This is a genomic window from Paenibacillus pectinilyticus (assembly GCF_001700435.1).
Taxonomy (GTDB): domain Bacteria; phylum Bacillota; class Bacilli; order Paenibacillales; family NBRC-103111; genus Paenibacillus_E; species Paenibacillus_E pectinilyticus.
In genome coordinates this window covers 75,199-97,516 of sequence record NZ_LYPC01000023.1, presented here as the reverse complement: position 1 = coordinate 97,516, position 22,318 = coordinate 75,199, and the positions used below count along the sequence as shown (strand labels likewise).

Here is a 22,318-nt window from a genome sequence, read left to right as displayed (position 1 = left end):
GCAAATGAGCAGAAGGCAGCCGAAAATCGGCTGCCTTTCCTTTTATACGTCCAGCAAGTGTAGTAAACAAGCTCAATATATGGATTAATTAACGCATCCGACGGGTGCCCCATCTAGCCAGTTAACTGCACTATGTAAATTATCGAATTCACGATGAACCAACTCATTATCACCTTTTTTTTCGATCGTATTTCTTATGTCGATATTAGTCAATGTATTCTCTGGGAAAACAGTCGCGATATAGATGATGCCAGCATCTAAGAGTTTAGGAAGCCACTCATCGGATAACCATTGTGTGTCTTTTGCGATAAACAGACTATGACTTTCATCAAATAAAGCTTTCTTAGACTTTTTTATAGCTGCCAATTCAACCAATTTATGAAGTGGTTCACGGAAATCTTCTTCATGAGCTAAATACGTCCAACGAATCACGACGGATTCGATCACATCATCCCAAAAAATATGAACTTTATCCGAATAATAATAGTGCATCATGTTTAGTCACTCCTAACACATATTGGATCTATTCCATATGGGCAATTTATGATTCAGGTAAACTAATTGCTGCTAAATAGTAGTATTGGCATCTTTGGACTAATTTATCATCCTTTATTTTCTCTTCAATTTATGGCCATATAGAATCCCCTCCTAGTTGCATTTAAAGGGAATTTTAAAAGCGAAAATTAAGACGTTCGGCTCTGTTGTGTCTCTAGAACATCAAGCAATCGGAAGAGGTCAGCATCGGATTATATACAATATATTTAACCAATATTAACTATTGTCAAAAATACTTGCACTAACCAGTGGAATGAGAATTGCTTCTTAGCCTTAATGTTACGTTTCCAGCGGCCAAACAACAATGCTGTCGTGTCTTGTTTCTTTTGCGATTTTGTCAGCTAGGTGATCCGATGAATGTAAAAAAGACCAGCCCCTTAGGCCAGTCTTTCATCCCTTTGCATAAAATTATGAAAACGTATGTCTTGCCTCATTTTCAGCAGAAATCTTCTTAAATACCTCATAGCTGCGCTTCGCGCATTCCGAAATCGCGATCGGATGGAACCCTCTCACCTCTGAGTATAGCGTATCGTGAAGCGGTTCTGCCCAAGAGGCCGGCAGCTTATCCGCCCCTAGCTTCGCCCCCATAATGGATCCAACTGTAGCTCCGTTGCAATCCGTATCCCAACCGCCAAGCACGGCTGTCGTAATGGCTAGCTCAAAATCATCCTTCGCAAAGATGAGCGACGCAGCAACTAAGGCTGCATTATTGTTCGTATGCACACAATGATAGTGCTTGAACGCTTCCCAGATCTGATCAACTAGATCCAATTGGTCAACGGCATTGTGCGCAATGTCTACCGCTTTGCGAATATCATGAGCCAACCGGCAATTGCTTGGAATTTCACTAAGCCCAATTTCCACAATACGTTCATTATCCGATTCGTTAAAAGCTGCTGCAATCATGGCGGCCACAAACATTTCCCCATAAATACCGTTCTTCACATGGGAAAAGGAAGCATCTCGCCAAGCTAATTCCGCTGCCAACTCAGGATTTCCAGCCGCACCGTAAGCAAAGCCATCCGCTCTGATTTGAGCGCCAATCCATTCGCGATACGGATTTAACCATGTACGTACCCATTCACTCTTCTGTGCCCAATCTTCCGTTTTTTCACCTTGCATATGAGAGGTTACCTGAGCGAAATTCAAATATGCCTGCGTCTCTGCTGTACAGACTTGCTGATAGCTAAGATACATATGCCACAGCTTGCCAATATCCCAGCTATCAAAATCCAAACCATTCTTCTCTAAAAGAATCAAACCTAATACGGTATAACGGATATCATCGTCAGTTTCCATAAACTGAATGTGTTCTTTCATGCTTTTCATACACCAATGACTCAATTTCAAATCGTACTCGATGGACGCCCGTGAACTCTCGGGCGTATATCCGCGAATTGGCCAAGCATCGGCTCCCTTGAACCATAGCTCAACATTCTTCCATCCGGCTCTGCCCCCGCTGCCCGCCATAAATGGACCATGTTCAAGCGGTTTACCCAAGGCACATCCGATACTTCGACCGAGCCACGCACCATGAAATTGATTGAGCCATTCGGCTTCAGATTTATCGGCTGCTAATTGTCGTGGTCCTTCAGGCCTCGCCGCAAGAATACCAGGCAAATCCGAGGGTTCTATATATGGATAATCAGCACTAATTTCAAGCGCCATCAACTGATGGTAGACGTCCATCAGCTTCGTTTCATCTTCTCCAGCTGAGGCCCATTTGTCCTGAAACCCGCTTACATCGCAGCCTTCTTCTCCCCTTTGTATCATTTCCAAATGTACAATGTTCTTTAATCGCTCCCAGCCAGCCATCGTAAAACCACCTTTAATGTAAGATTTAAGCTGATTATACGAATTTAATTCTAGCGAATCTTCTCAATTTCCTTCACACTTCTCAAAATAATTGCTTAACGCCAAATTGTTTACGATACTCTTGAGGTGACATACCAACATCAGAATTAAAGGCTCGATAAAAGGACGCCAAGCTCTGAAACCCGCTGGAAAAACTAATGTCCGCGATACTTTCCAGGTTCGTGACAAGTTGTTTCTTAGCTTCACTAATGCGCAGCTGAGTTATATACGTGATAAAGCTGCTGCCCGTGTGTTCCTTGAAAAAACGGCTTGTCCGCGCGGTGCTCCAGTCTAGATGAGCAGCAACATCTGTAAGTTGAAGCGGCTCTTGAAACCGTTCTTTCACAAAAAGCAACATTTCTTTGATCTCACGCTGCGAATTGGACATCTTTACCCATTGTTCATTACTGAACCCGCTCCTGTAATGGCGAAGCAGAGTAACACCCAGCTCCAGCAATTTGCAGCGAGCAATGGTCAGATATCCCTCCGATTTCGCATTCAGTTCCTCGTAAATCTGTTGAATTAATACCCCGATTTGCTGGGCAAGCGGTGTTCCAGCAGCAATATGATTCTCAAATCTCTCGGATCGATAGGCGAATGGCAGTAATAACTTCTCATCTTCTTCCAGAAAGAGACTCGGATCAAAGTTCAGAAAAATATAACGGCTTGGATCGTGCTCAGCCGACTGGGCAATATGAAGCTCTGTATTATTTACAATAAAGACATCACCTTTGCGTACTTCATACAGCTTATTTTCAAAAATAAACTTCCCTCTGCCTTCCCGACAATAACCAATCTCCAAACTGGAATGGAAATGCAGGGGCTGTGGGTAAGGTTTTGGACACCAAAGATACGCATTAATTGGAATGAGATTATCATATTCTATTTTTTGCTTCATTGGGTTTCGACCTACCTTTGGAATGAATATATGCGATTTAACTACCGTGAATACTTCGTGGTCTGAAGGATACAGGCTAGCAAAGTGATCTATTACTTCTACACTGTCATCTTGTTAACCTGCTCCGATACTACAATAAATAAAGCAGGTCGCTCTCGCGCCCTGCTTTGTTTATCTGGCTATATGTTGTTATTGTTCTGACTTAGCCTGCTAACTTAGTTTAGACTCAATTGAAGCAAGCATCTGTTTAATCTGCAGCAACTCACTGTAAAATTCTTCTTTGTTTCGCAATCCACTTTCTTCAATGCGGTGTAGGTGATTTTGAATATCATCAATTTCTTGTTCGGCTTTATAATTTATGGCAAAATCGATCACGGACTCGTGTTTATCTCGGGCATTTTGCCTATTTTGACTCATCATAATGATGGGTGCTTGAAAGGCTGCAAGAAAAGATAGGCACAGGTTCAGTAGAATAAATGGAGGTTTGTCAAAATGTAAAGGCTTGAAGAAAGGAAGCGTATTCCATATCGTCCAAGCCACTAGCAAGGCACCGAAGTAACCGATGAACGTCCAGCTTCCACCGAACTTCGCAATACGATCTGCAAGACGATCCGTAAATGTTGTTTGGTCTGAATAGGCTTCATCCACTCGATTGAGAATACTATTTTCGTAATCGTCAACTAATCTGTCTATCCGTTGCGCATTTTTTTCGCTCAGCTCAATATCAAAGCCCTGAATGATCGAGGCCTCATCAAATTCGATATTGTTATTTATCTTTTCTTTCGCCATTTCCCTATTCCCATCCTTATACACAATTAGGGCATGATTCCACCTCATTTATTTTAACCTATTGGTTGTATGTTATTCGGGTAAAGTCCCTTACATCAATGCAAGCAAAAAAGAGCCTGCCCAAGGCAAGCTCCTGATAAAAGCTGACTATTCTAGTTTCATGTAATACAGATTTGTAACATCTTCTTTTGTGATGGTATGTGCGCCAGGCGCAAGTGATACACTGACAATGCCATTCGTCATTGCATAACTTGTTCCGTCTACTTTGACTTTAAGTCCGTTTGCTGGATTAAACACTAATGTTAAAGTTTTAGCTGTCGATGTGGTAAACCCAACATTGGTAGTACTCTCCATTTTTAGGCATTGTGTTAATGTTAACCCACTATAGACAACTGTACCCTTACTAGTCGAAAGGTTCCCTACAATTGTGAAGACGCTGCTTGTCTTTCCATCTGAGGTGAAGTTATGAACAATGGAGGTACCTGGAGTTGACGTTGGTGCTGGAGTCGTTGTTGGCGCAGGTGTTGCAGTTGGAGTAGGTGTAGACGTTGGTGCTGGGGTAGATGTTGGCGCTGTTGAATTTCCCCCTACAGCTACAAGCTGAGTTGTGTAATTACGTATTTTAGTCATCAGTGCTGAATTAAGGCTAGAGGAAGTGTCATCCACTGAATCAACGAAATCCCACGTAAAATCTCCATGATTTAAGCGACCAGCTTCTGCCGTAACAACTTGTTCAACATTGTTTACGTTATCAATGTCAGCTACATTGACCCCTAAATCTTTTAACGTATCAAAGTTATTATATGCGGTTCCACCTACCAGCGTTTTGTATGAGCCTGGAACTGTTTCATTTCTAGACGAAGCTAAGTAGGCATCGAAGGATGTTGCATTAGCTAACGCTGTTCCCGCATTGGAATTTGCATAGATCAGACTATTCGGATTATCAATGATATTATTGTAGGCTTTAATCATACCGCCTGCTTCACCGGAGAAAGTGCCATTAGCAGCACCATCTTTAATATCTGTGCCTTGTAAAGAAATCATTAGTGGATTATGAGCATTTCTCCAATAATTGGATTCTACAAATGCATTGCTTGCTGTTGTCGCACCTACACCATATTTGGAAACGCCATCAAAGAAGTTGTTATAGATATGAATGGATCCTGTCCGTATCCGTGGATGACGAGAGTCTGAATGATCAAACCAGTTATGGTGAAAGGTTGCAAAGAATTCTGCTGTATCATCAAAACCGACTAGCGCAGCTTTACCGGAATCCCAATAATGATTATAAGAGATTGTAAGATACGTTGATCCTTTTTTAAGGTCAGTTGAGCCATCACCTTTGGCTTGGTCAGCATCTCCGCCTGCTTTTCCATACAAAATATCATTATTATGCACCCAAACATTAACATTACCTGTATCAAGTGAAATACCATCATCAGGGAATAACATAATACCAAAGTTTCTTACTTCTACATTTCCGACAGCTCTAAGTAGGAATCCCCATCCGTAAGCATAAGCATCTTGTCCGATACCTTCTAATGTCATATTCATTTCAGCATAATTGGTATTCCCTTTTACTTGGAGAAATCCACTGCTGTTCAATTGTCCACTCATATCAGCATCCGTCACTTTTCCGATAAATCGGATCGCAAGCGGTGTTTTATCATAGCCTTTTTGTCTTAGTGCCAGAATTGCACCCAGACCAACACCTGTTTGTTTCGAACCTGAGCTGCTGGTTATCACATCCAGAGTTACGGTTTGCGCAGTCGCAGATGTTATATAAATGACTTGAGCACCATTCTTTAGTGTTCCATCGTCACTATAAGCACCTGAGCCTGTGCCAAATGGTGAGTTTCCTGCAAATGCAAAACCCGATCTGTCATGTGCCGTTACGGAGATCGTGTTGGAAACTGTACTTTCTTTTGAACCATCTGACAGAGCGGCTTCAACTTTCATTACATAACTTCCAGCTGCAAGTCCTACAGCGTCAGCTCTCCAATAGGCAGCATATCTTCGGATTAATTGCGTATCCATTTGTTTATATTGAGAATCTGCTGCATTTGCAGGTTTAACATATACATTATACCCTTGCGCATTGCTTACTGGTGACCATTCGACATAGGCCGTCTCATTCCAGCCTCCACTGCTCGTGATCGAAAGACCAGTAGCATGCACGGTCTTACTGGCCACTCCACTTGCGATTATCGATAGCGCTAGTGCAAACAATAAAACGTAATTCGTTAGCTTTGCAACACTTTTATTCAATCTAATTCCTCCCGCATTTAAGTGGTAGTTGCGCCTTCGAAACCGCTTACAAAACACTTGCGAATTTACTTTATCCCCCCTTCTTCTCATCTCAGCCCAAAATCGACTCCATCTTTCGAACACCCTCAGCTTAACAGCCTCGAATGCAGTTCCGAAACAATCATTTGCTCATATTTTCCATTTTCTGAGCTAATGATTATCATCGAGATATATGATAATCGAAGGTAAATTTTCAAATAACTAGGACGCTTATAGAAGAACTGTAATTCTTTAAATACAAAAACAGCAGCAAATCTAGGACGAGAGAAGAATGTCCTAGACTGCCGCTGTTATAGTATATAAACCGAAAGCCGCTAAATGAGTATTCAACAAACATTAATCGTTAGCGTAATCTATTTATAGGAGACAAAGATCATCTAACCGACTGGTAAACGAGCCCTATGGCGCCAGAATCAAAGGTCTTGTTTTCGATAAGTTTAAGATTGACCTTCTCCTTGAGACCTTCAAATAACCGTAACCCGCTACCGATCAGGACGGGAGAAACTGTAATTTTATACTCATCGATTAAATCAAGCTGCATAAGGTGATGTGCGATCCTTGGACTGCCGAGGATGACCATATCCTTGCCTGGCTGCTGTTTGAGCTTCTTGATCTCTTCCTCGACATCTTCTTTCACCAGTCTGGAATTGTTCCATTCAACTTTGTCCAGCGTCGTGGAAAAAACGATTTTGGCTGTCTTATCGATCCACTCGGCATGATTAAGTTCATACTCTGTAGCTGATGGGTCCGAAGGCACAGATGGCCAATAACCGTGCATTAATTGATAAGTCCCTCGTCCCCAAATGACGGTGTCAGCAGTACTTAGAATTTCTTTCGCGTATTTCTCTAACTCACCATTGTAGGAAATCCAGCCAATGTCCATTGCGCCTTTTGGTCCTTCTACAAAACCGTCAAGTGATGCGTGCAAAAATAGAACGAGTTTTCTCATTTTCAGTGCTCCTTTGTTCATGAGGGATGTCTACATGATTATATTCTAGCACATTTCTGCTTGGATTGATTCTTATGACTTGCTAAGCTGGACTGTGCATTATCGTCTGATAACTAACAGATCATTTGCATATTCCCACCTCATGCGTTACTATTTTTATATCGACAAATTTGCAGGTCTATATAAGGAGGTGTACGCGTTCATGTGCCCCCGTACCAAAGAACAAAACGAGCTCATCCGCATGCAGCGCAGTGAACAAATCCTTGACGCCGCGGCTCGCACCTACTTCCACACGGGCGGCAGCTTCGATATTCGCGACGTCGCCGGCGAGGCCGAGATCGGTTACGGCACGGTATACCATTATTACCCCAACCGACATTTATTAATAGAAGATGTGCTGAGCAGTGGCTTCGAGCGATGTGAGCAAGCCCTAGCCGAATGGGCTAACATCTACGACGGCAGCCAGGATGAGAGGCAGATGTTAACGTATTGCAAGGCGCTGCTCCGGCTGTGGCAGTCGGACGCCCGCGCATATCTCGTCTATAAAATGGCGGCGGAACATTATTCTGGGTTGCCTGAGAAGGATCGGAACTCCACCAAGAGAAGATTCATGGAACGGCTGTATGTTCCTCTCCAAACGATCGCCCAGCGCGAAGACGACAGCGTCGACCATATGCTTGCCGTGCTGGTCGGCTGCTGTGGGCTGCACTACTATGCGGGTACTTCCGAGCTGGACGTCGATCGAATCGCTAAGCTCGCGATGCAAGCTATTACGAAGGAGTCGTGATACGAACATGGTCATTTTAAAAAGCACGTATGAAATCGAGGCTATCCGTAAGGCATGCCAAGTGGTCGCCGAATGCCATCGCACGATCGCTCCACTTATCAAACCGGGAATCACGACGAACGAGATTGAGCGCATCTTCGAGGACATTATCTTGAAGCACGGCGCCAAGCCCTACACGAAGGGCTACAAGGGCTATCCATATGCGACCTGCGCCTCCGTCAACGACGTGATTGCGCATGGCTTTCCTAAAGATAAGCCACTTGAGGAGGGCGATATCGTGACGATCGACACGGTCGCGGAGCTCGACGGCTGGCTCGGCGATTCAGCCTGGAGCTATGCGGTCGGGAAGATTTCGCCGACAGCCGAGAAGCTGATGCGCGTCACGAAGGAATGCCTTGACCTCGGTATCGCGCAGGCGCAGCCCGGCAATCGGCTCGGCGACGTGACGAGCGCGATCCAGCGGCATGCCGAATCGAACGGATTCGGCGTCGTGCGTGACCTACTCGCGCATGGCATCGGCCGGGACCTGCACGAGGCGCCGAACTATATGCATGTCGGCAAGCCTGGCAAAGGCCTCCGCATCAAGGAAGGCATGGTGTTCACGATCGAGCCAATGCTCACCGAAGGCACCTACCTCATGTCAATCGATCCGGATGGCTGGACAGCTCGGACACTGGACGGCAAGCTCGCAGCCCAATACGAGCATACAATCGCCATCACGGCTGAAGGTCCACAAATCTTGACTGAGCAATAGAATAAAAAGAAGTCGACCCCTAGAGGGTCGACTTCTGCCTCCCGGCAGCCCTTGTCATATTGAACTATCAGTCTCCAGTTAGTTGAACAAACCAGCTTCCCTTTGCAGTTAGCCGTTAGTGTATCAATGGTCATGAGCAAGAATGTTGATAAGCTTTCCAAACGGGTCGCGAACATAGAATCTTCGAACGCCCCATGGTTCATTCACAGGTCCATATTCAATCGGAAATCCAGCTCTCTTCATTTCTTCTAATGCAGCATCGACATCATCGACTTCAATCGATAGATCAGGCGTAGACGTTTCTGAGCCACCCTGTGAGGCAAAACTAATTTGAATGCCCATCTCCTCGTTTAAACCATACGTTCTAATCCAACCATGATCCATCATTAAATCAAGGCCGAGTACATCCTGGTAAAAACACTTCGCTGCCGTGATATCCTTCGTATTTATATTGGCGACGATTCGTTTGACCTTCATTTCAAACCTCCCAGTCATAAGCAGATTGACATAATAATGGTGTGCTCAAATAGGAACCCTATCGCTTACAGCTTTTTCATAATAGCTAGCAAGTGTTCTTTCACCTGATCTTTTTCTTCCTGGGTCAAATTGTTTAATTTTAAATTTTTAAAATTATCAGGTGATAAAAGAATTGTGGAGGGTTGTTGAAGTTTATCTTTATGGGTATTTCCTTCTTCAGTGAGTAACAATTTAGATTTGTTTGAATAGGAATGGATTATTTCTGTTTGTACATAACTGCCTTCCATATCATAAAAATCCTCAACAGATTTCATGTCCGATTTCACATTGGTTTTCCCTTCCTCCATAGTGGTTATGGCATTCACTATTTTGTAACCCGTTCGTTCAAAGAATCCTTTATCATTTTGATGGTCGTCAAATGTTTCTATTGCAAAAACCTCAATAGTTTCATGTTTCTCAGTTTGACTACATGCACTTACAAGCAGAAAAGTGAACACGAATAAACAAATCTTCACAAAAATAATTAGCTTTTTGTTGAAATTCATTTCTTCACTCCTAACCTGGATTCGTTAAGCTTATTTAGATTAGGGTACTATTATACCAAATAATGGGTAATTACAGTTACTGAAAATCGATATTTCTTGATGATTCGCTACCTTGGCCAATTATGGAAACGGCAACCGATCTTCATGGCCGGCTGCCAGGGTATCCTGTAACATTCAGATTAGCCAATCGACACTTCATCGCCGAGTCGGATTCGCCCCGTCCGGACGACGGAGGCGTATACACCAAACATCAAACCAAATTCTTGGTTCACGAGCTTGAGTAAGGAAGAATCCTTCTTCTGCGTGTCCGGATCCATGGTTATCACGACACAGCGCTCGCACAAGCTGTCAGCCTGCAGCTCGACTTCGCCAATGACGATCCTTTTGCCGACCCACTCGGCTTCGTTAGGTGCGTCGTCGTTCAACTTCAAGACGAAGTTACCTCGGAAGCGCCGCGGATCGAGTGGCTTGCCCCACATGGATTCGAGCTTTCTTAGCGAAGCGTCCGTCACAAGCAAAATACTTGCAGCTTCGACCGAAAGCAATGGCACGTTTTTCGCTTCCGGATTCGGCGCCATCATTTGCGATTGCGTAATATGCGTTTTCGTCTGGTTTTGCAATTCGGCGAGTAAATGCTCGTCCCAGCCATAGCTGTGCCCTTCGGGGCTTGTAACCTCGATGTCTCCGTCCACGAAACGTGCTTGATAGTTCAACATATTGGGGATATTTCGTGCGGTAATATATTTGAACCAATCCTTTTTCGTTTCGTCATAGAACGAACAAATCCGGTCCCCCCGCATGCCGTATTGTTCAATATCGCAACTTTCCAACCGTTCTCCCCCGAACGATTTGACTGGAAAACGATAGATCTCGCTGATTTGGCCAACATTATTAGACACTTCGCTGTCCCTCCGTATGTGTAATGTATGACTTATGCTTTTGTTTAATCAAGTACAAAGAAATCATCAAAAGATTCTCCATTTAATTCGAATAATAGTAAAAAAATCAGTCCGATAAAGATATCCTCTTCGGTTTTTACATATCATTGATTCGTCTATTTACCTCTATCCAATTAGAAGCACGAAAATCATTGCATTTCTATATTAGCACATATTACAAGTATCCCTCTCATCATACAAACAAGGAGCAGCTGCTGTCGCAGACTACTCCTTGTTTAATTCACCTATCGTTTTTCGTTACTTCAACAAAACACTGCTTATTTCTTTTTAATGGGTATCCATATTTCACTTTTAAATTGTGGCGATGTAACATCTTTATGCTCATTCCAGAGCATCTCAGGCCCTTCGCTTAGCTCATATTCTGAGGACGGAAACCATTCGGAATAAATGCGTCCCCAGATCTCTTGAAGCGCACTAGGAAAAGGGCCGACTGCCGTGAATACAGCCCATGTAGAGGCTGGCACCTCCAGCTGGGCGAAGCCATCTCGTGCTTCATCCGTTGTGGCCGCCCCGATGTAATGATCGAGCTCTCCTTTCTCCTCCATGCGCCCTTCACTGAAATTCGCGGAAGCACTAATTAGTCCTGAAGGTTGCGTATTAGAGAAGCCCTTAATCTTATGAATCATTTCTGGCGTGAGTCCTTCGAACATCGATGCAATTTCCGGATTCACTCCCTGAAATACGATTGGCACTCGTTTTTTGATCCCCACTATGCGAAAAGCCTCTCTGTCCTCAATTCGGTAGTTCATTTCACTTCCTCCTTTAATAGTCAGCTGAAACGTCATCCGTGGGAAGGCTATGAGGGACTGTCCATGGACCCGGGCATCTGATGGAGTAATCCCATGCATGCTTTGGAAAGCCCTAGTAAAGGAATCCGGCGAGGTATATCCGTATTTCATTGCAGCATCGATGATCTTGATGTCACTGTGGCTTAGCTCAAGTGCTGCCAAAGTTAAGCGTCTCCGGCGGATGTATTCTGACAGTGGAATGCCTGCAAGGAATGAGAACATCCGTGTAAAATGATATTCCGAACAGCAGGCAATTCTCGCTGCCTCCTGATAGTCCACACGCTCAGTAAGATTTTCCTCAATATAGCTTAAAGCTTTGTTTAAATGCTCCAGCATAATCCTGATATCGCCTCCCCTCGTTACTCAAAGAATAGCAGAGAAGGTAATTCCCTTCCCGACATTTCGTGCACAATCCTGCAGGGTCTTTCTCAGCTCAGAACCATAAGATAAACTTGCTGTAGAGTAACAGAAAAAACAATGAACAGCTGCCGCGGCAGACTACCCATTGTTTTTCATTATCTTACCCGTTAATACCTTTTGCATAATAAATAATTATTTATCCTAATGGCTAAACTCTTTGTATTCCTGCTTGTTGTCGCTCCCTAGGCATGTTCTACGCGGATGGTGCTTGCGCATTTCTTTCGCGAATGGCTTCTTCAGTTCGTGGGACAAGAAAATCTACCATCATTTCCGCGGTTGCTTGTACTTCCTCGATGAAGGGACGGAAATTCTTATTGTATGCTTGGAATGCAAGTTCGAAATTGCCCTGACACTTTTCAAAAGCATCCGCCAAGGCGGCTGCCCCATCTATCGCCAGTGATCCACCCATGCCAGCAGCCGGAGAGGCGCAGAATCCAGCATCACCGACTAGCGCTACCCTGCCTTTTGTCCATGACGGCATTTTCATTTGGCACAGTTTATCAAAGTAAAAAGTTTTCGAGTTCTTCACTTCTTCCAGCAATTCCGGCGTTCGCCAGCCTAGTCCAGAAAACTGATCCAGAATGATTTTCCGCTGTTGCTCTTCGTTTCGATAGTCATAAGGGATTTCCTGATCCGAAGAAAAACAGAGGACGATATCGGTCTTATTATTATAAGCGTTCAGCATGATTGCCTTGCCCGGCTCATTGTACATCTGTGTCGTATTCTCGCGGATCAACAAGTTATTCACGATCGTGATCGAGAAGTAAGTTTTAAGAAAATGCGAAAACTCAGCTTCCTCGCCGAAGCACAATTTTCTAACGACTGAATGAATACCATCACAGCCAAAAACCAGGTCAAAAGAGCGCTTTTGGCCCCCTTTGAAAGTTACGTAGACGCCGTTACTTTCTTCCTTCAAGGACACGATACTATCGCCAAAAATAAACTCGACATCATCTTCGACAGCCTCGAACATCATATTTAGCAACACATCTCGCTCGATTTCATATTCATCTTCTGCGAGGTCCTCACGTAATTCCGCTTTTTCAGTGACATCATCTGAATTTTTGAATTCTGTCGATTCCATGTTTATCTTGTTCGACTTGATTTGGTCGAGCAGCCCCATACGTTTCACGATATCGACGGTGTTTTCACGGATATTTACAGGCGTGCCGCCTTTTTTGAGACCTTTTGCGATTTCAACAACAGTCACGTTGAAGCCTAACTTCTTCATCCAGTAGGCTGTTGAGAGGCCGGCAAAACTCGCCCCGCTAACTAGAACATTTTTTTCCATATTCGTTCCTCCCGTGATCGATAATATTTCTAATGACATTATCTAGAATAAAATAGCTTTATAGACTGAATATAAACAGCTCGTGCTGAGCCAGGCTTGTTATTAGTCGCTCTGCCAGTTCAAAGAAACAGGGAGCAGACCGCGGCGGTCTGCTCCCTGTTTCTTTGAACTAATGTTATCCGTTAGGATGGGTGCCTTAAAATGGGCTGGTTATAACCTCACCTTGGAGAGTTAAAAATATGTTCCCTTTCCCATCTGCGAAATTCCAAAATAATTTATTGTTAATTTCAAACATGTGTAAATTTTGCTCGGAAGGTGTTCCAACTTTAATTTCGAATCCCTCGGATACTATTCGTTTTAGTATATTTTCATAAGTAATAGGAAGTTTTACGGTTTCAACCTTTTCGACTGACTGAAATACAACTGCAAATTGTTGCCCGGCTGCGTCTTTGGCCACACAAATGAACGGTTTAGAAAAATAGGGGAGTGGCGCTACTTCCGTTAATTTCAATGAAGAAAGTTGTTTTGTGTAACCTTCTGGGATGTAGAGTTTGTCTCCTGCCACAGCATCGGTTTGCTGGGAACTCCTTTCACAACCAACCAGAGCTAGACACAAAGTGAATAGCAATAAAAGCTGAACTGTGATTCGTCTCATAAGACACACTCCAATGTAGATCTCAATTTTGCTGTCTACATATTACAACGTCTGATTTGCTCATATTGTTGCACGAGGGTGCCCTCCCTATTATTTCGCCAACGAAGTAATTTTTTGTGCAGTAACTGTAGTCATCGCATGCTTGTGAGGAATTCCAGACGAATTACAATCGAATACAATTTCCGATGTATCCTTGATTAACCAATCATGATAATGGGCTAGTAATTCACCCGACTGCCATTTATAAGAATTCGACTCTTTTTCAGGTGGAGGACCAATAAACGGTTTATTTACAAACACATTCAGGCAGTGAAGTCCATTTGAATTCGTAAATTGCTTATAATTGTTAAATAACTCATTACGGTATTCGGGTTTGATATAGTTTAAAACGCCACTGGAATAAATGATGTCGAAATTAGAATCCAAACGAAAATCTAAAATATCTGCTTTAAATACATTCACATGCACATCAATTTTATCTGCAAGTCTTTTGGTCTTTTCAATACCTGCATCAGATATATCAAATGCCGTAACATCATATCCATTTCTTGCAAAAAAAACGGCATCTTTCCCTTCTCCACATCCGATATCTAAAAGTTTTAGATGTTGCTTAGGTGGCATCAACTGCAAAAGCTGATAACAAGCTGCATTGGGCTCATTTCCCCAATAATATCCCTCTATTTTATATACTTCCTCATAAATGGATATGGGTTCATCCTTAGAAACATATCCGATTAATTTATCAATGCTCACCATCAGTGTTTTAGACAACTCGGGTAACAGTAATATTTCAGGCATGGTTTGAGCATTTTCCCATTTAGAAACTGCTTGAAAACTAATCCCCAGTTTTAGAGCAAGTTCTTCCTGTGTAAGTCCTCTTTCCTTTCGGTATCTACTTATGTTTCTTGCCAAATATTCTTTCATGTCTTCACGCTCCTTGTTAATCCCAATTCTATACACATTAAATGGAACCAACAATAACTTCAAATTTGAGTTTTTATCAGACTCAACCTATAGTTGAGCTATGCCATTCTGGCTAAGCATATAGGTGTATCTCCGCTCAAGCTCGTTAAACAGCAATGTACACCAATGAAGAATATTTGTGTGTTACACTAAGTATGATCAAAACGGCCTGAAAACTCAGACATAGGAGACACCCTAACAAATGAAAAAATGGTACACCATCGGCATGTATCTCGTGCTCATATTTATTGTCTATGTATTCAAAGATGAAATTTTGCATTGGATGCAGTATGGGGATGCGCCCGTTCTGCTTATTTTTGCAGCAGCGCTCGGGTTTATTCTCGTTCCGGTCATCCCCTACAAAATCGTGATCGGCATGCTCGGATTTATGTACGGTCCATTACTGGGCGCTTTGATCAGTTGGACTGCTGCTTCCGTAGCGTCTGTCATTGTTTTTCTGCTCGCACGCTACTTGTTTCAAAAGCAGGGCCGTGCGTACTTGTCCAAGTACGCGAAGCTAGAAAAGCTCCAAACCGCGATTGAAAAAAATCCGTTCCTGACTATTTTATTGGCTCGACTGATCCCGGTTATCCCTCAGGCTGTCGTTAATGTCATTCCTGCCATTACTTCCATTTCGGTCGTTACATTCGCCGTTGCGTCCGCATTGGGCAAAATCCCTGCTATGCTCCTGTTTGCATTCATCGGCAGCAATCTGTTTGCGGGTACAAGTAAACTCGTTTTGTCCGTCGGTGTGTACATCCTTTTTTTGGCATGCGTCTACGTCGTATACCGCGTCTGGCTCAAGAAGCGATTGCTTTAAGCAGCTACGATTCGGGTATTTACTGATAAAAATTACACATTCCTATAGTTAATGAATGAGCATACTACTTTTTCAATACCCTTATGGGTTAATGATAATCTTATGATCAATTCCGTATTGTTCCAATCGTTATATCGCAAAATAGATATCTCCAAGTTCAATAAAAAACGCAAGATAAAATACTGACCATTTTTTTGGGTCATTTGCTTTCACCAAAGCTGACAATTATGATAAAGTTGCGCAACCAACATATCCTTATACAAGGAGAATTCCACATGATCAAAGTAGTAATGATTCGCCATGGACAGAGTGAATGGAATCTCGAGAACCGATTTACGGGCTGGACAGATGTCGATTTGTCTTCGAATGGTCTAGAAGAAGCAAGAAAAGCCGGAATCATCCTGAGAAAGCAGGGTTACGTCTTCGATGCAGCGCATACCTCCGTTCTAAAGCGTGCGATACGGACGATGTGGATTATTCTTCAAGAAATGGATTTGACTTGGATTCCGGAATTCAAAAGCTGGATGCTGAACGAGCGGCATTACGGCGCTCTGCAAGGATTGAACAAAGCCGAGACAGCCGAGAAATACGGTGAAGAGCAAGTTCACTTGTGGCGCAGGTCCGTCGACGTTCGCCCACCTGCATTGGATCAAAACGATGCCCGATACGAAGCGTCCGCGGCACGTTACCGGAATTTAAAAGAAGGAGAATTTCCATTAACGGAAAATCTCGATGATACGGAGCGCAGAGTGTTAAAGTACTGGGAAGAAGTAATCTGCCCTGCTCTCTCGTCCGGCAAGCACATTCTCATTGCGGCTCACGGCAATACGTTACGAGCGTTGGTGAAACATCTGGATCGAGTCCCTGCCGACGGGATCGCCGATTTGAACATACCTACCGGCATCCCGCTCGTGTACGAATTGAACGAGCAATTATCGCCGATCCGGCATTATTTCTTGGACATTGACGGCGAGATGCCGGAAGGAACGATTCCTTCCCATATGCCCCTAACTATTAATGTCGGGCAGTCACCGCTTTCGTCCGAGTGAGAGGCGCATTCGGAGAAGTGATCTTAATCGTTTCCATTGAACACGTCGCGATCGACAGCTGTAATAATTTAGGCGCGGAAGATATATAACTTACCCTAACTTATAAAACGGTTCCGTGCGTATGATCTCAACTATCCCGCCCGTTATCAGCTATAATGTAAATATAGTTACTTCCTGAGGAAGAGGCTTGTCTCACCATTAAAATGGGAATTTAACTAAGACTATTATTAATATTGTTACGCCGACTCCACTCATGAATAATCCAGCTCTTTTTTTCTGAGGGAAATAAGAGGATATCCCATTAAATATTAGTAAAAAACATAAACCAACCATCATCTATGATGATATAATCGATTTTCTTGGTAAATCCACCACAGCTACTAAGGAATAAATACCAATTGCAACTACAAATAAACTAAAGGTAATACCTAATATCCTAATAATTTTCAACAAAAATTTAACCCCCATTAATAATGTTTAACACATATTGGAAGTAACCTTCCCGTTAGCACAATAGGCTGCTCGTGGCAGCCTCGATGTTTAGGATGTAACTATCGTAATGTTAAAAACATTTGATCTTTAAACATTTACTCACAAATCCGATTATGTACCCATCATTAATCGTTTACGGAGTGCACTTTGAAAAATAAATTTGAGTTTGATGATAAAACTCCAAGCTTTCTTTTTCAGTTACAAACGACCTCTTCGGTATGATATAAGCCATAATTGTGTCAACAAATATGTATATATATTCATCATTTTGATTAATACTTCTAACTCCACTCCATTTATAACTACTCTGGCTTACTGAACTTAATTGATGTATTCCTATTTCGTTTATTTCAACTCTACGTTCTCCTAGTATTCCTTCTTTACTTTCTGGAATGCTCATCACTCTTTTTTTCATACTTAAATATGAGAATATACATGCTAAACCTCCTCCAAAGACCCCCCAACATAAAGAGAAGACTAAAGGAAGTTTGAATAACAACAAAAGAATAATTACGATAAACGGTAACGATATATTAGTGATAATAAATCTGTTTCTTAGTTTAGGTATATTGAATAAAGCATACTTATTGTATTTCCAGTAATCTGATCTTGTAATATTTACTGTAATCTCCATATGAATGATTCCCTTCTAAAATAGTTATCCATTACTGGAAAATTTTTATCACAATGCACACTCATATATTAACATATAATGGAATATCACAAAGTGATATTTTCTCTACTAATGCTGCCCTTTAGTTCAGCGCCGCGTCTACCACAAAGTAAATATGCGCGAGGAATTGGTTCCATCTCTATGCTCTCTCAATATGAATTAGGATTTGTTTCAAACTCCTTGGATAGTCCATTCTGCTCTGCCCATTAGTTGAATAAAAAAAAGACCCACAGCAACGGCCGAGGATCAAAATTATATATTTTAAAGGATGTCTAAATGTTTAGTTTCTCCATTAGCTTAGTCAATAATTGCTCAATTCCCTTAAGTATAAAGACCAAGCCCTTCCTAATGATTGAAAGAAATAATATTTTGTTAAAGATTATTTCTTTACATAGATTTGTTTCAGCATTCGCATAACTACAGTAGCCACCTCTGCCCGTGTGCTGTTTTGAGATGGAGCAAAATGAGTGTCGTCCACGCCATCCAGCAATCCGAGAGTTGTAGCAACTGCTACGTATAACTTAGCCCAGTCACTGATGTTGCTTACATCTGCATAATTGACCGGTTGAGCTGCAAAATCACTAAGTTTCTTACCAGTTGCGTTCAGGTAAGTTTTGACCATCATGACCGCCAACTCCTCACGCGTAACATTAGCTTCCGGAGCGAAGGTGCTATCGCCTGTGCCGCTTACGATATTTACAGCATAAGCAGCGTATACAGAATCCTTGTACCAGGCATCGGCAGCTACGTCCGTGAACGACTTAGTGGTTACTTTAGGCGACAAGTTCAGGGCTTTCTTGAGAATCGTTACAAACTGCGCTCTAGTCATGTTATTGTCTGGTTGGAATAAACCATCACCCATCCCATCAATAATTTGCTTGCTAACTAGTTGTTGAATTTCTTTCTGTGCCCAGTGTCCTTGAACATCTGAAAAGGTTGTATCTGCTTGATCAGGTGTCTTCGTTGCGGTTTTTTCCATAACTGCATATTTAGAAAAATGTGGTAATGAAACAACAATTGTTCCTGCAGAAGTTACAGTTCCGCCCATAGAAACCCAAGTATTATTTGCTTCATCGAACCAATAAACTGCAAGGTTGCTAGCATCCTTCACTTTGCTGACATCATAAGTAAAGGTAGCTTCAATTGGACTCTTGAAGGTTGTAATCAAATTTTTGTTCTCAGCTAAAGTAAATTCGAGAACAGGAGATACAGTATTAAATCCTTCAGAAGCGCTATTTGTTACAGCTGCTACTTGGAATTTAACAGTATCAGCAGCATTATTGATCGTAATAGCTTTTGTCGGAATTTTCACTGAAACATCATTAGATTTAATGACAACTGGCTTACCCAACTCAGTAGCCAATTGGAGAATGTCAGCAGGTATACTAACCGAAGTGATATCCAGTTGTTGCTTTGCTGTTGCATCGACAGTGAGTTCCTTCTTAGCATCATCCTTAAGATCGAGCAACATATCAATATGGGCAGGTTGAACATCATAAGTCATTTTACCATCAGAATTAAGTGCAGGGAGATTTACAATTGCACCACCGCCGAAACCACCGCCACTGAATGATGTATTTGATGATTTTGGTGTAGAGCTCACTTCATTGGAGTAGTCTCCGCTTTCTCCCGCATTTCTTACTTTAACCGCAAAATAGTACGTTGTGCCGTTCGTCAATCCGGAGGCCGTATAGCTATGGGTCGAGCCGGTCATCGTTGCGACGGGAGTTGTGGCATATGAACCAGAAGTCGTTCCCTTATAGACACTATAGGTTACTGATCCTGTTTCTGGTATGAGACTCCAGCTTAACGTGACTTGTCCATCCCCACTGGTTGCCTTCAGGTCTGTCAGAGTATATGTCGGATGGATCGGTAGAGTCAAGACTCGGATCGAACCGCTTTGTGTTGATTCGCCAGCTTCATTGAATGCGCTAACCGTAAATGTATACAATGTATTTGGGGGCACACTCAATGAATATGTAGTGCTAAACACGGTGGAGCTCGCCGTATTACCCCCATTCTGGTAGATTTTATATCCTGTCGCTCCGGATACGGAATCCCAAGTCAGCGTCAGCGTAGTTGTATCGTAGATCGTGCTACTGGCTTGCAGATTTGCCGGTGTGCTAGGAGGATACAACAACTGCATTACTACATTTCCCGCCGCTGCATACAGCGTTCCATTGACATTCAGCAAGGAATTCAGATTAACCAGCGAGGGGCTTATCGATGTCCACGTACCGTTGGTGACATTCGTTCCGCTACTATACAACCATACGCCAAGCCCTGTCGCCGCATACAACGTGCCGTTGACATCCTCTATGGCAGTCACAAAACCCGGTGAGGGCGAATTAATACCCTTCTGCGTCCAAGACGTCCCGTTGTACGACCATATGCCGTTATCTGTCCCCGCGTATAGCGTGCTGTTGACATTTTTCATGGAATACACATTGCCCGGCGGGTTACTTCCCATCTGCTTCCACGACGTTCCATTAAATAACCATATACCTTTGTCATATGTCCCCGCATACACCGTACCATTGTTACTCAGTAAGGAAGTCACATTGCCTGGCGAGCTAGTGCCCATCCGCGTCCACGACGTGCCGTTGTATGACCAAAAGTAATAGCTTCCGTCCCCTAGCCATGACCATGTCCCTGCATACAGCGTGCCATTAACATTCTCCAAGTCCTTCACATCGCTCGGCGAGCCATTCATTAACGTCCATAGGCCATTACTGTACGACCATATGCCGCTAACCGCCCCTACATAAAGCGTGCCATTGATATTCTCCATGACACTCACATTGCTCGGTGAGCCATTGATCAATGTCCACGTGCCATTACTGCACAACCAAATGCCACTATTCGTTCTCGCATACAGCGTGCCATTGACATTCAGCAGAGAATATACATAATCCTGAAATGGTAGTCCCACCGACCTCCAATTTGACATGTCCGAACTACCTCCTGCGCCTAAAACCGGCGTTGGTGGCGTTGGTGGCGTTGGCGTCGGGTTTACCATAACCGCCGCCGTATCACTTGCCACTGTAGCCGTTTGGCTGCCCGTTGTGCTACTGTTCGTATTCGTTACTACAACGTAGTAGTACGTAGTGCCAACCGCCCCAGTTGGTGTAGCATACGTTGCGCTTGTTGCGCCGCTAATCGCTGTGCCGTCGCTATTGCTGCTCGTAGTATTTCTGTACCATTGGTAACTCAGAATTCCACTATCACTTACACTGGCTGTTACGCTTAAAGTTGGGCTGATGCCATATTGGTTCACTGTCGTTCCCACCGGTTGAGAGATGATGCTCGGCATAGCCGTAGCAGCTAAAACACTAGCTAGCATCGGAAATGCCGATATTACGAGGACCATGGACAATAAGATACGTAACATTTGTTTTCCTATTTGCACACGCATAGACGGTAATCTCCCCTAGTTTTTTGATATTAGTAGTCCCAGAAAGAGAACTGATTGTGCCTTTTATGCTAATCCCCTTTTCTCCATCTCAGATAAATGTATAAACTCCCTTCTATGATATTGAATAACATCCTCAACTATATCGTTTTCAGGGATTTTTTTCCATAAGCATTTTAGACGTATACTGTCGAAATAATAGAGCATTTCTATAGATCTATGAACTGAGGAAAAATATGAACTTTTCTGTGATCTAAATGAAGGTATTCCTTTCCGTGACAGCTCCTACACAATTTATTGAAGATAGCTACCCATTACTTGAATGAACAAAAAAGAGGAGTTGCTGTGAGGCAGCCTCCTCCGTTATAGTTTCCTTTTTAACGTAACAACCATAACCTTTACTTAACATCGTTATCTTGAATTACTCCGAACATTCCTGTAATTCCTTCATGCTTTTAAAACCGTATTTATTATAGAAAGATTCTTTACCTTGCGATGCAAATAGACCAATAAATGATTTTTCAGGAGCACTTTCCTTTAAGTATTCTTTGATTGTTCCCCTTATTAATTTGCCTATTCCTTTGTTTTGATGCTCAGATAAGACTGCTATATCTTGAATGTAAAAATAGATTCTTCCGTCCACTATTACCCTACCCATTCCCGACTAGCAACCCATCGATCGAAGCAAGTTCATAAATGGAATTCAACTACTGCACTTTAATAAAAACGAATATTGGCATTCAGCAGCTAAAGTTGGCCTCAGAGTGTTTTCCAATTTTTTCAGAGGAAATACCCTAATTCCTTTTTCTCTCCAGCATCTTCTTTTTAGAAGATGTCCTACTGGTAGAAATAAAAAATACGAAGCAGCATTTTGCCGCCCC

The 22,318-nt window shown here is 42.8% G+C and carries 19 protein-coding genes and 1 pseudogene; 4 read left to right on the top strand and 16 right to left on the bottom strand.

The genetic code is table 11. From position 1 onward, the window contains the following. Nucleotides 1-84: 84 nt before the first annotated feature. The 6 genes from A8709_RS19535 to A8709_RS19510 all read right to left on the bottom strand — a co-directional run bounded on the left by A8709_RS19535 (nt 85) and on the right by A8709_RS19510 (nt 7,352). Nucleotides 85-495 (bottom strand): hypothetical protein, encoded by a 411-nt coding sequence (locus tag A8709_RS19535; RefSeq protein WP_065854252.1) that lies wholly within the window; start codon nt 493-495, stop codon nt 85-87. Nucleotides 496-963: 468 nt separating this feature from the next. Next, entirely contained in the window at nt 964-2,370 is a 1,407-nt protein-coding gene (locus tag A8709_RS19530; RefSeq protein ID WP_065854250.1) for an ADP-ribosylglycohydrolase family protein, read from the bottom strand. 82 nt (nt 2,371-2,452) lie between these two features. Next, nucleotides 2,453-3,307 (bottom strand): helix-turn-helix domain-containing protein, encoded by an 855-nt coding sequence (locus A8709_RS19525; protein ID WP_065854248.1) that lies wholly within the window; start codon nt 3,305-3,307, stop codon nt 2,453-2,455. A 210-nt stretch (nt 3,308-3,517) separates the two neighbouring features. Continuing rightward, nucleotides 3,518-4,096, bottom strand: coding sequence for a DUF1003 domain-containing protein (locus tag A8709_RS19520; protein ID WP_065854245.1), 579 nt, complete (start codon nt 4,094-4,096; stop codon nt 3,518-3,520). Nucleotides 4,097-4,243: 147 nt separating this feature from the next. Further along, nucleotides 4,244-6,364: a pectate lyase family protein gene (locus A8709_RS19515; RefSeq protein ID WP_065854243.1), complete on the bottom strand. Its 2,121-nt coding sequence runs from the start codon at nt 6,362-6,364 to the stop codon at nt 4,244-4,246. 412 nt (nt 6,365-6,776) lie between these two features. Further along, the gene (locus A8709_RS19510; protein WP_065854242.1) at nt 6,777-7,352 is read right to left on the bottom strand and encodes a dihydrofolate reductase family protein; all 576 of its coding nucleotides are present in this window, start codon (nt 7,350-7,352) and stop codon (nt 6,777-6,779) included. Nucleotides 7,353-7,554: 202 nt separating this feature from the next. Here A8709_RS19510 and A8709_RS19505 point away from each other — a divergent pair, with 202 nt between their 5' ends. Both A8709_RS19505 and map read left to right on the top strand, forming a co-directional pair. Continuing rightward, nucleotides 7,555-8,139 (top strand): TetR/AcrR family transcriptional regulator, encoded by a 585-nt coding sequence (locus A8709_RS19505; RefSeq protein ID WP_065854240.1) that lies wholly within the window; start codon nt 7,555-7,557, stop codon nt 8,137-8,139. A 7-nt stretch (nt 8,140-8,146) separates the two neighbouring features. Beyond that, nucleotides 8,147-8,893 carry a type I methionyl aminopeptidase gene (gene map, locus A8709_RS19500; RefSeq protein ID WP_065854238.1) on the top strand — a complete coding sequence of 249 codons (747 nt, stop codon included), beginning with the start codon at nt 8,147-8,149 and terminating at the stop codon, nt 8,891-8,893. Between the two features lie 123 nt (nt 8,894-9,016). Here map and A8709_RS19495 read toward each other — a convergent pair whose 3' ends face one another. The 7 genes from A8709_RS19495 to A8709_RS19465 all read right to left on the bottom strand — a co-directional run bounded on the left by A8709_RS19495 (nt 9,017) and on the right by A8709_RS19465 (nt 14,952). Beyond that, the gene (locus tag A8709_RS19495) at nt 9,017-9,370 is read right to left on the bottom strand and encodes a VOC family protein (protein WP_065854236.1); all 354 of its coding nucleotides are present in this window, start codon (nt 9,368-9,370) and stop codon (nt 9,017-9,019) included. Nucleotides 9,371-9,435: 65 nt separating this feature from the next. After that, complete coding sequence (locus A8709_RS19490; RefSeq protein ID WP_065854234.1) at nt 9,436-9,915, bottom strand: hypothetical protein; 480 nt, start codon at nt 9,913-9,915, stop codon at nt 9,436-9,438. Between the two features lie 179 nt (nt 9,916-10,094). Then, on the bottom strand, nt 10,095-10,814 hold the full coding sequence (locus tag A8709_RS19485) for an MOSC domain-containing protein (RefSeq protein ID WP_065854232.1): 720 nt from the start codon (nt 10,812-10,814) through the stop codon (nt 10,095-10,097). A 317-nt stretch (nt 10,815-11,131) separates the two neighbouring features. After that, the gene (locus A8709_RS19480) at nt 11,132-11,998 is read right to left on the bottom strand and encodes an AraC family transcriptional regulator (protein ID WP_065854230.1); all 867 of its coding nucleotides are present in this window, start codon (nt 11,996-11,998) and stop codon (nt 11,132-11,134) included. A 277-nt stretch (nt 11,999-12,275) separates the two neighbouring features. Further along, nucleotides 12,276-13,373, bottom strand: a complete 1,098-nt coding sequence (locus A8709_RS19475) for an FAD-dependent monooxygenase (protein WP_065854228.1) — start codon at nt 13,371-13,373, stop codon at nt 12,276-12,278. 196 nt (nt 13,374-13,569) lie between these two features. After that, complete coding sequence (locus A8709_RS19470; RefSeq protein ID WP_065854226.1) at nt 13,570-14,028, bottom strand: hypothetical protein; 459 nt, start codon at nt 14,026-14,028, stop codon at nt 13,570-13,572. Between the two features lie 90 nt (nt 14,029-14,118). After that, entirely contained in the window at nt 14,119-14,952 is an 834-nt protein-coding gene (locus A8709_RS19465) for a methyltransferase domain-containing protein (RefSeq protein WP_065854225.1), read from the bottom strand. Nucleotides 14,953-15,193: 241 nt separating this feature from the next. Between A8709_RS19465 and A8709_RS19460 the strand changes: the two genes are divergently transcribed. Together A8709_RS19460 and gpmA are read left to right on the top strand one after the other, a co-directional pair. Continuing rightward, complete coding sequence (locus A8709_RS19460; protein WP_065854222.1) at nt 15,194-15,811, top strand: TVP38/TMEM64 family protein; 618 nt, start codon at nt 15,194-15,196, stop codon at nt 15,809-15,811. Between the two features lie 275 nt (nt 15,812-16,086). Further along, complete coding sequence (gene gpmA / locus A8709_RS19455) at nt 16,087-16,860, top strand: 2,3-diphosphoglycerate-dependent phosphoglycerate mutase (protein WP_065854220.1); 774 nt, start codon at nt 16,087-16,089, stop codon at nt 16,858-16,860. A 625-nt stretch (nt 16,861-17,485) separates the two neighbouring features. Here the strand turns inward: gpmA and A8709_RS19450 are convergent. The 3 genes and pseudogenes from A8709_RS19450 to A8709_RS19440 form a co-directional block, all read right to left on the bottom strand. Beyond that, entirely contained in the window at nt 17,486-17,986 is a 501-nt protein-coding gene (locus A8709_RS19450) for a YcxB family protein (RefSeq protein WP_065854218.1), read from the bottom strand. A gap of 418 nt (nt 17,987-18,404) precedes the next feature. Next, nucleotides 18,405-21,440 carry an S-layer homology domain-containing protein gene (locus A8709_RS19445; RefSeq protein ID WP_065854216.1) on the bottom strand — a complete coding sequence of 1,012 codons (3,036 nt, stop codon included), beginning with the start codon at nt 21,438-21,440 and terminating at the stop codon, nt 18,405-18,407. 395 nt (nt 21,441-21,835) lie between these two features. Further along, nucleotides 21,836-22,098, bottom strand: a pseudogene (locus A8709_RS19440) (GNAT family N-acetyltransferase); the annotation flags it as partial. Nucleotides 22,099-22,318: the final 220 nt, after the last annotated feature.

Excerpts from the sequence above, each read along its gene's own strand:
- A8709_RS19465 (WP_065854225.1), bottom strand. The coding sequence starts at position 14,952 with ATGAAAGAATATTTGGCAAGAAACATAAGTAGATACCGAAAGGAAAGA.
- A8709_RS19490 (WP_065854234.1), bottom strand. The coding sequence starts at position 9,915 with ATGAATTTCAACAAAAAGCTAATTATTTTTGTGAAGATTTGTTTATTC.
- A8709_RS19510 (WP_065854242.1), bottom strand. The coding sequence starts at position 7,352 with ATGAGAAAACTCGTTCTATTTTTGCACGCATCACTTGACGGTTTTGTA.
- A8709_RS19445 (WP_065854216.1), bottom strand. The coding sequence starts at position 21,440 with ATGCGTGTGCAAATAGGAAAACAAATGTTACGTATCTTATTGTCCATG.
- A8709_RS19475 (WP_065854228.1), bottom strand. The coding sequence starts at position 13,373 with ATGGAAAAAAATGTTCTAGTTAGCGGGGCGAGTTTTGCCGGCCTCTCA.
- A8709_RS19495 (WP_065854236.1), bottom strand. The coding sequence starts at position 9,370 with ATGAAGGTCAAACGAATCGTCGCCAATATAAATACGAAGGATATCACG.
- A8709_RS19525 (WP_065854248.1), bottom strand. The coding sequence starts at position 3,307 with ATGAAGCAAAAAATAGAATATGATAATCTCATTCCAATTAATGCGTAT.
- gpmA (WP_065854220.1), top strand. The coding sequence starts at position 16,087 with ATGATCAAAGTAGTAATGATTCGCCATGGACAGAGTGAATGGAATCTC.
- A8709_RS19470 (WP_065854226.1), bottom strand. The coding sequence starts at position 14,028 with ATGAGACGAATCACAGTTCAGCTTTTATTGCTATTCACTTTGTGTCTA.
- map (WP_065854238.1), top strand. The coding sequence starts at position 8,147 with ATGGTCATTTTAAAAAGCACGTATGAAATCGAGGCTATCCGTAAGGCA.
- A8709_RS19480 (WP_065854230.1), bottom strand. The coding sequence starts at position 11,998 with ATGCTGGAGCATTTAAACAAAGCTTTAAGCTATATTGAGGAAAATCTT.
- A8709_RS19505 (WP_065854240.1), top strand. The coding sequence starts at position 7,555 with ATGTGCCCCCGTACCAAAGAACAAAACGAGCTCATCCGCATGCAGCGC.
- A8709_RS19520 (WP_065854245.1), bottom strand. The coding sequence starts at position 4,096 with ATGGCGAAAGAAAAGATAAATAACAATATCGAATTTGATGAGGCCTCG.
- A8709_RS19530 (WP_065854250.1), bottom strand. The coding sequence starts at position 2,370 with ATGGCTGGCTGGGAGCGATTAAAGAACATTGTACATTTGGAAATGATA.
- A8709_RS19450 (WP_065854218.1), bottom strand. The coding sequence starts at position 17,986 with ATGGAGATTACAGTAAATATTACAAGATCAGATTACTGGAAATACAAT.
- A8709_RS19535 (WP_065854252.1), bottom strand. The coding sequence starts at position 495 with ATGATGCACTATTATTATTCGGATAAAGTTCATATTTTTTGGGATGAT.
- A8709_RS19460 (WP_065854222.1), top strand. The coding sequence starts at position 15,194 with ATGAAAAAATGGTACACCATCGGCATGTATCTCGTGCTCATATTTATT.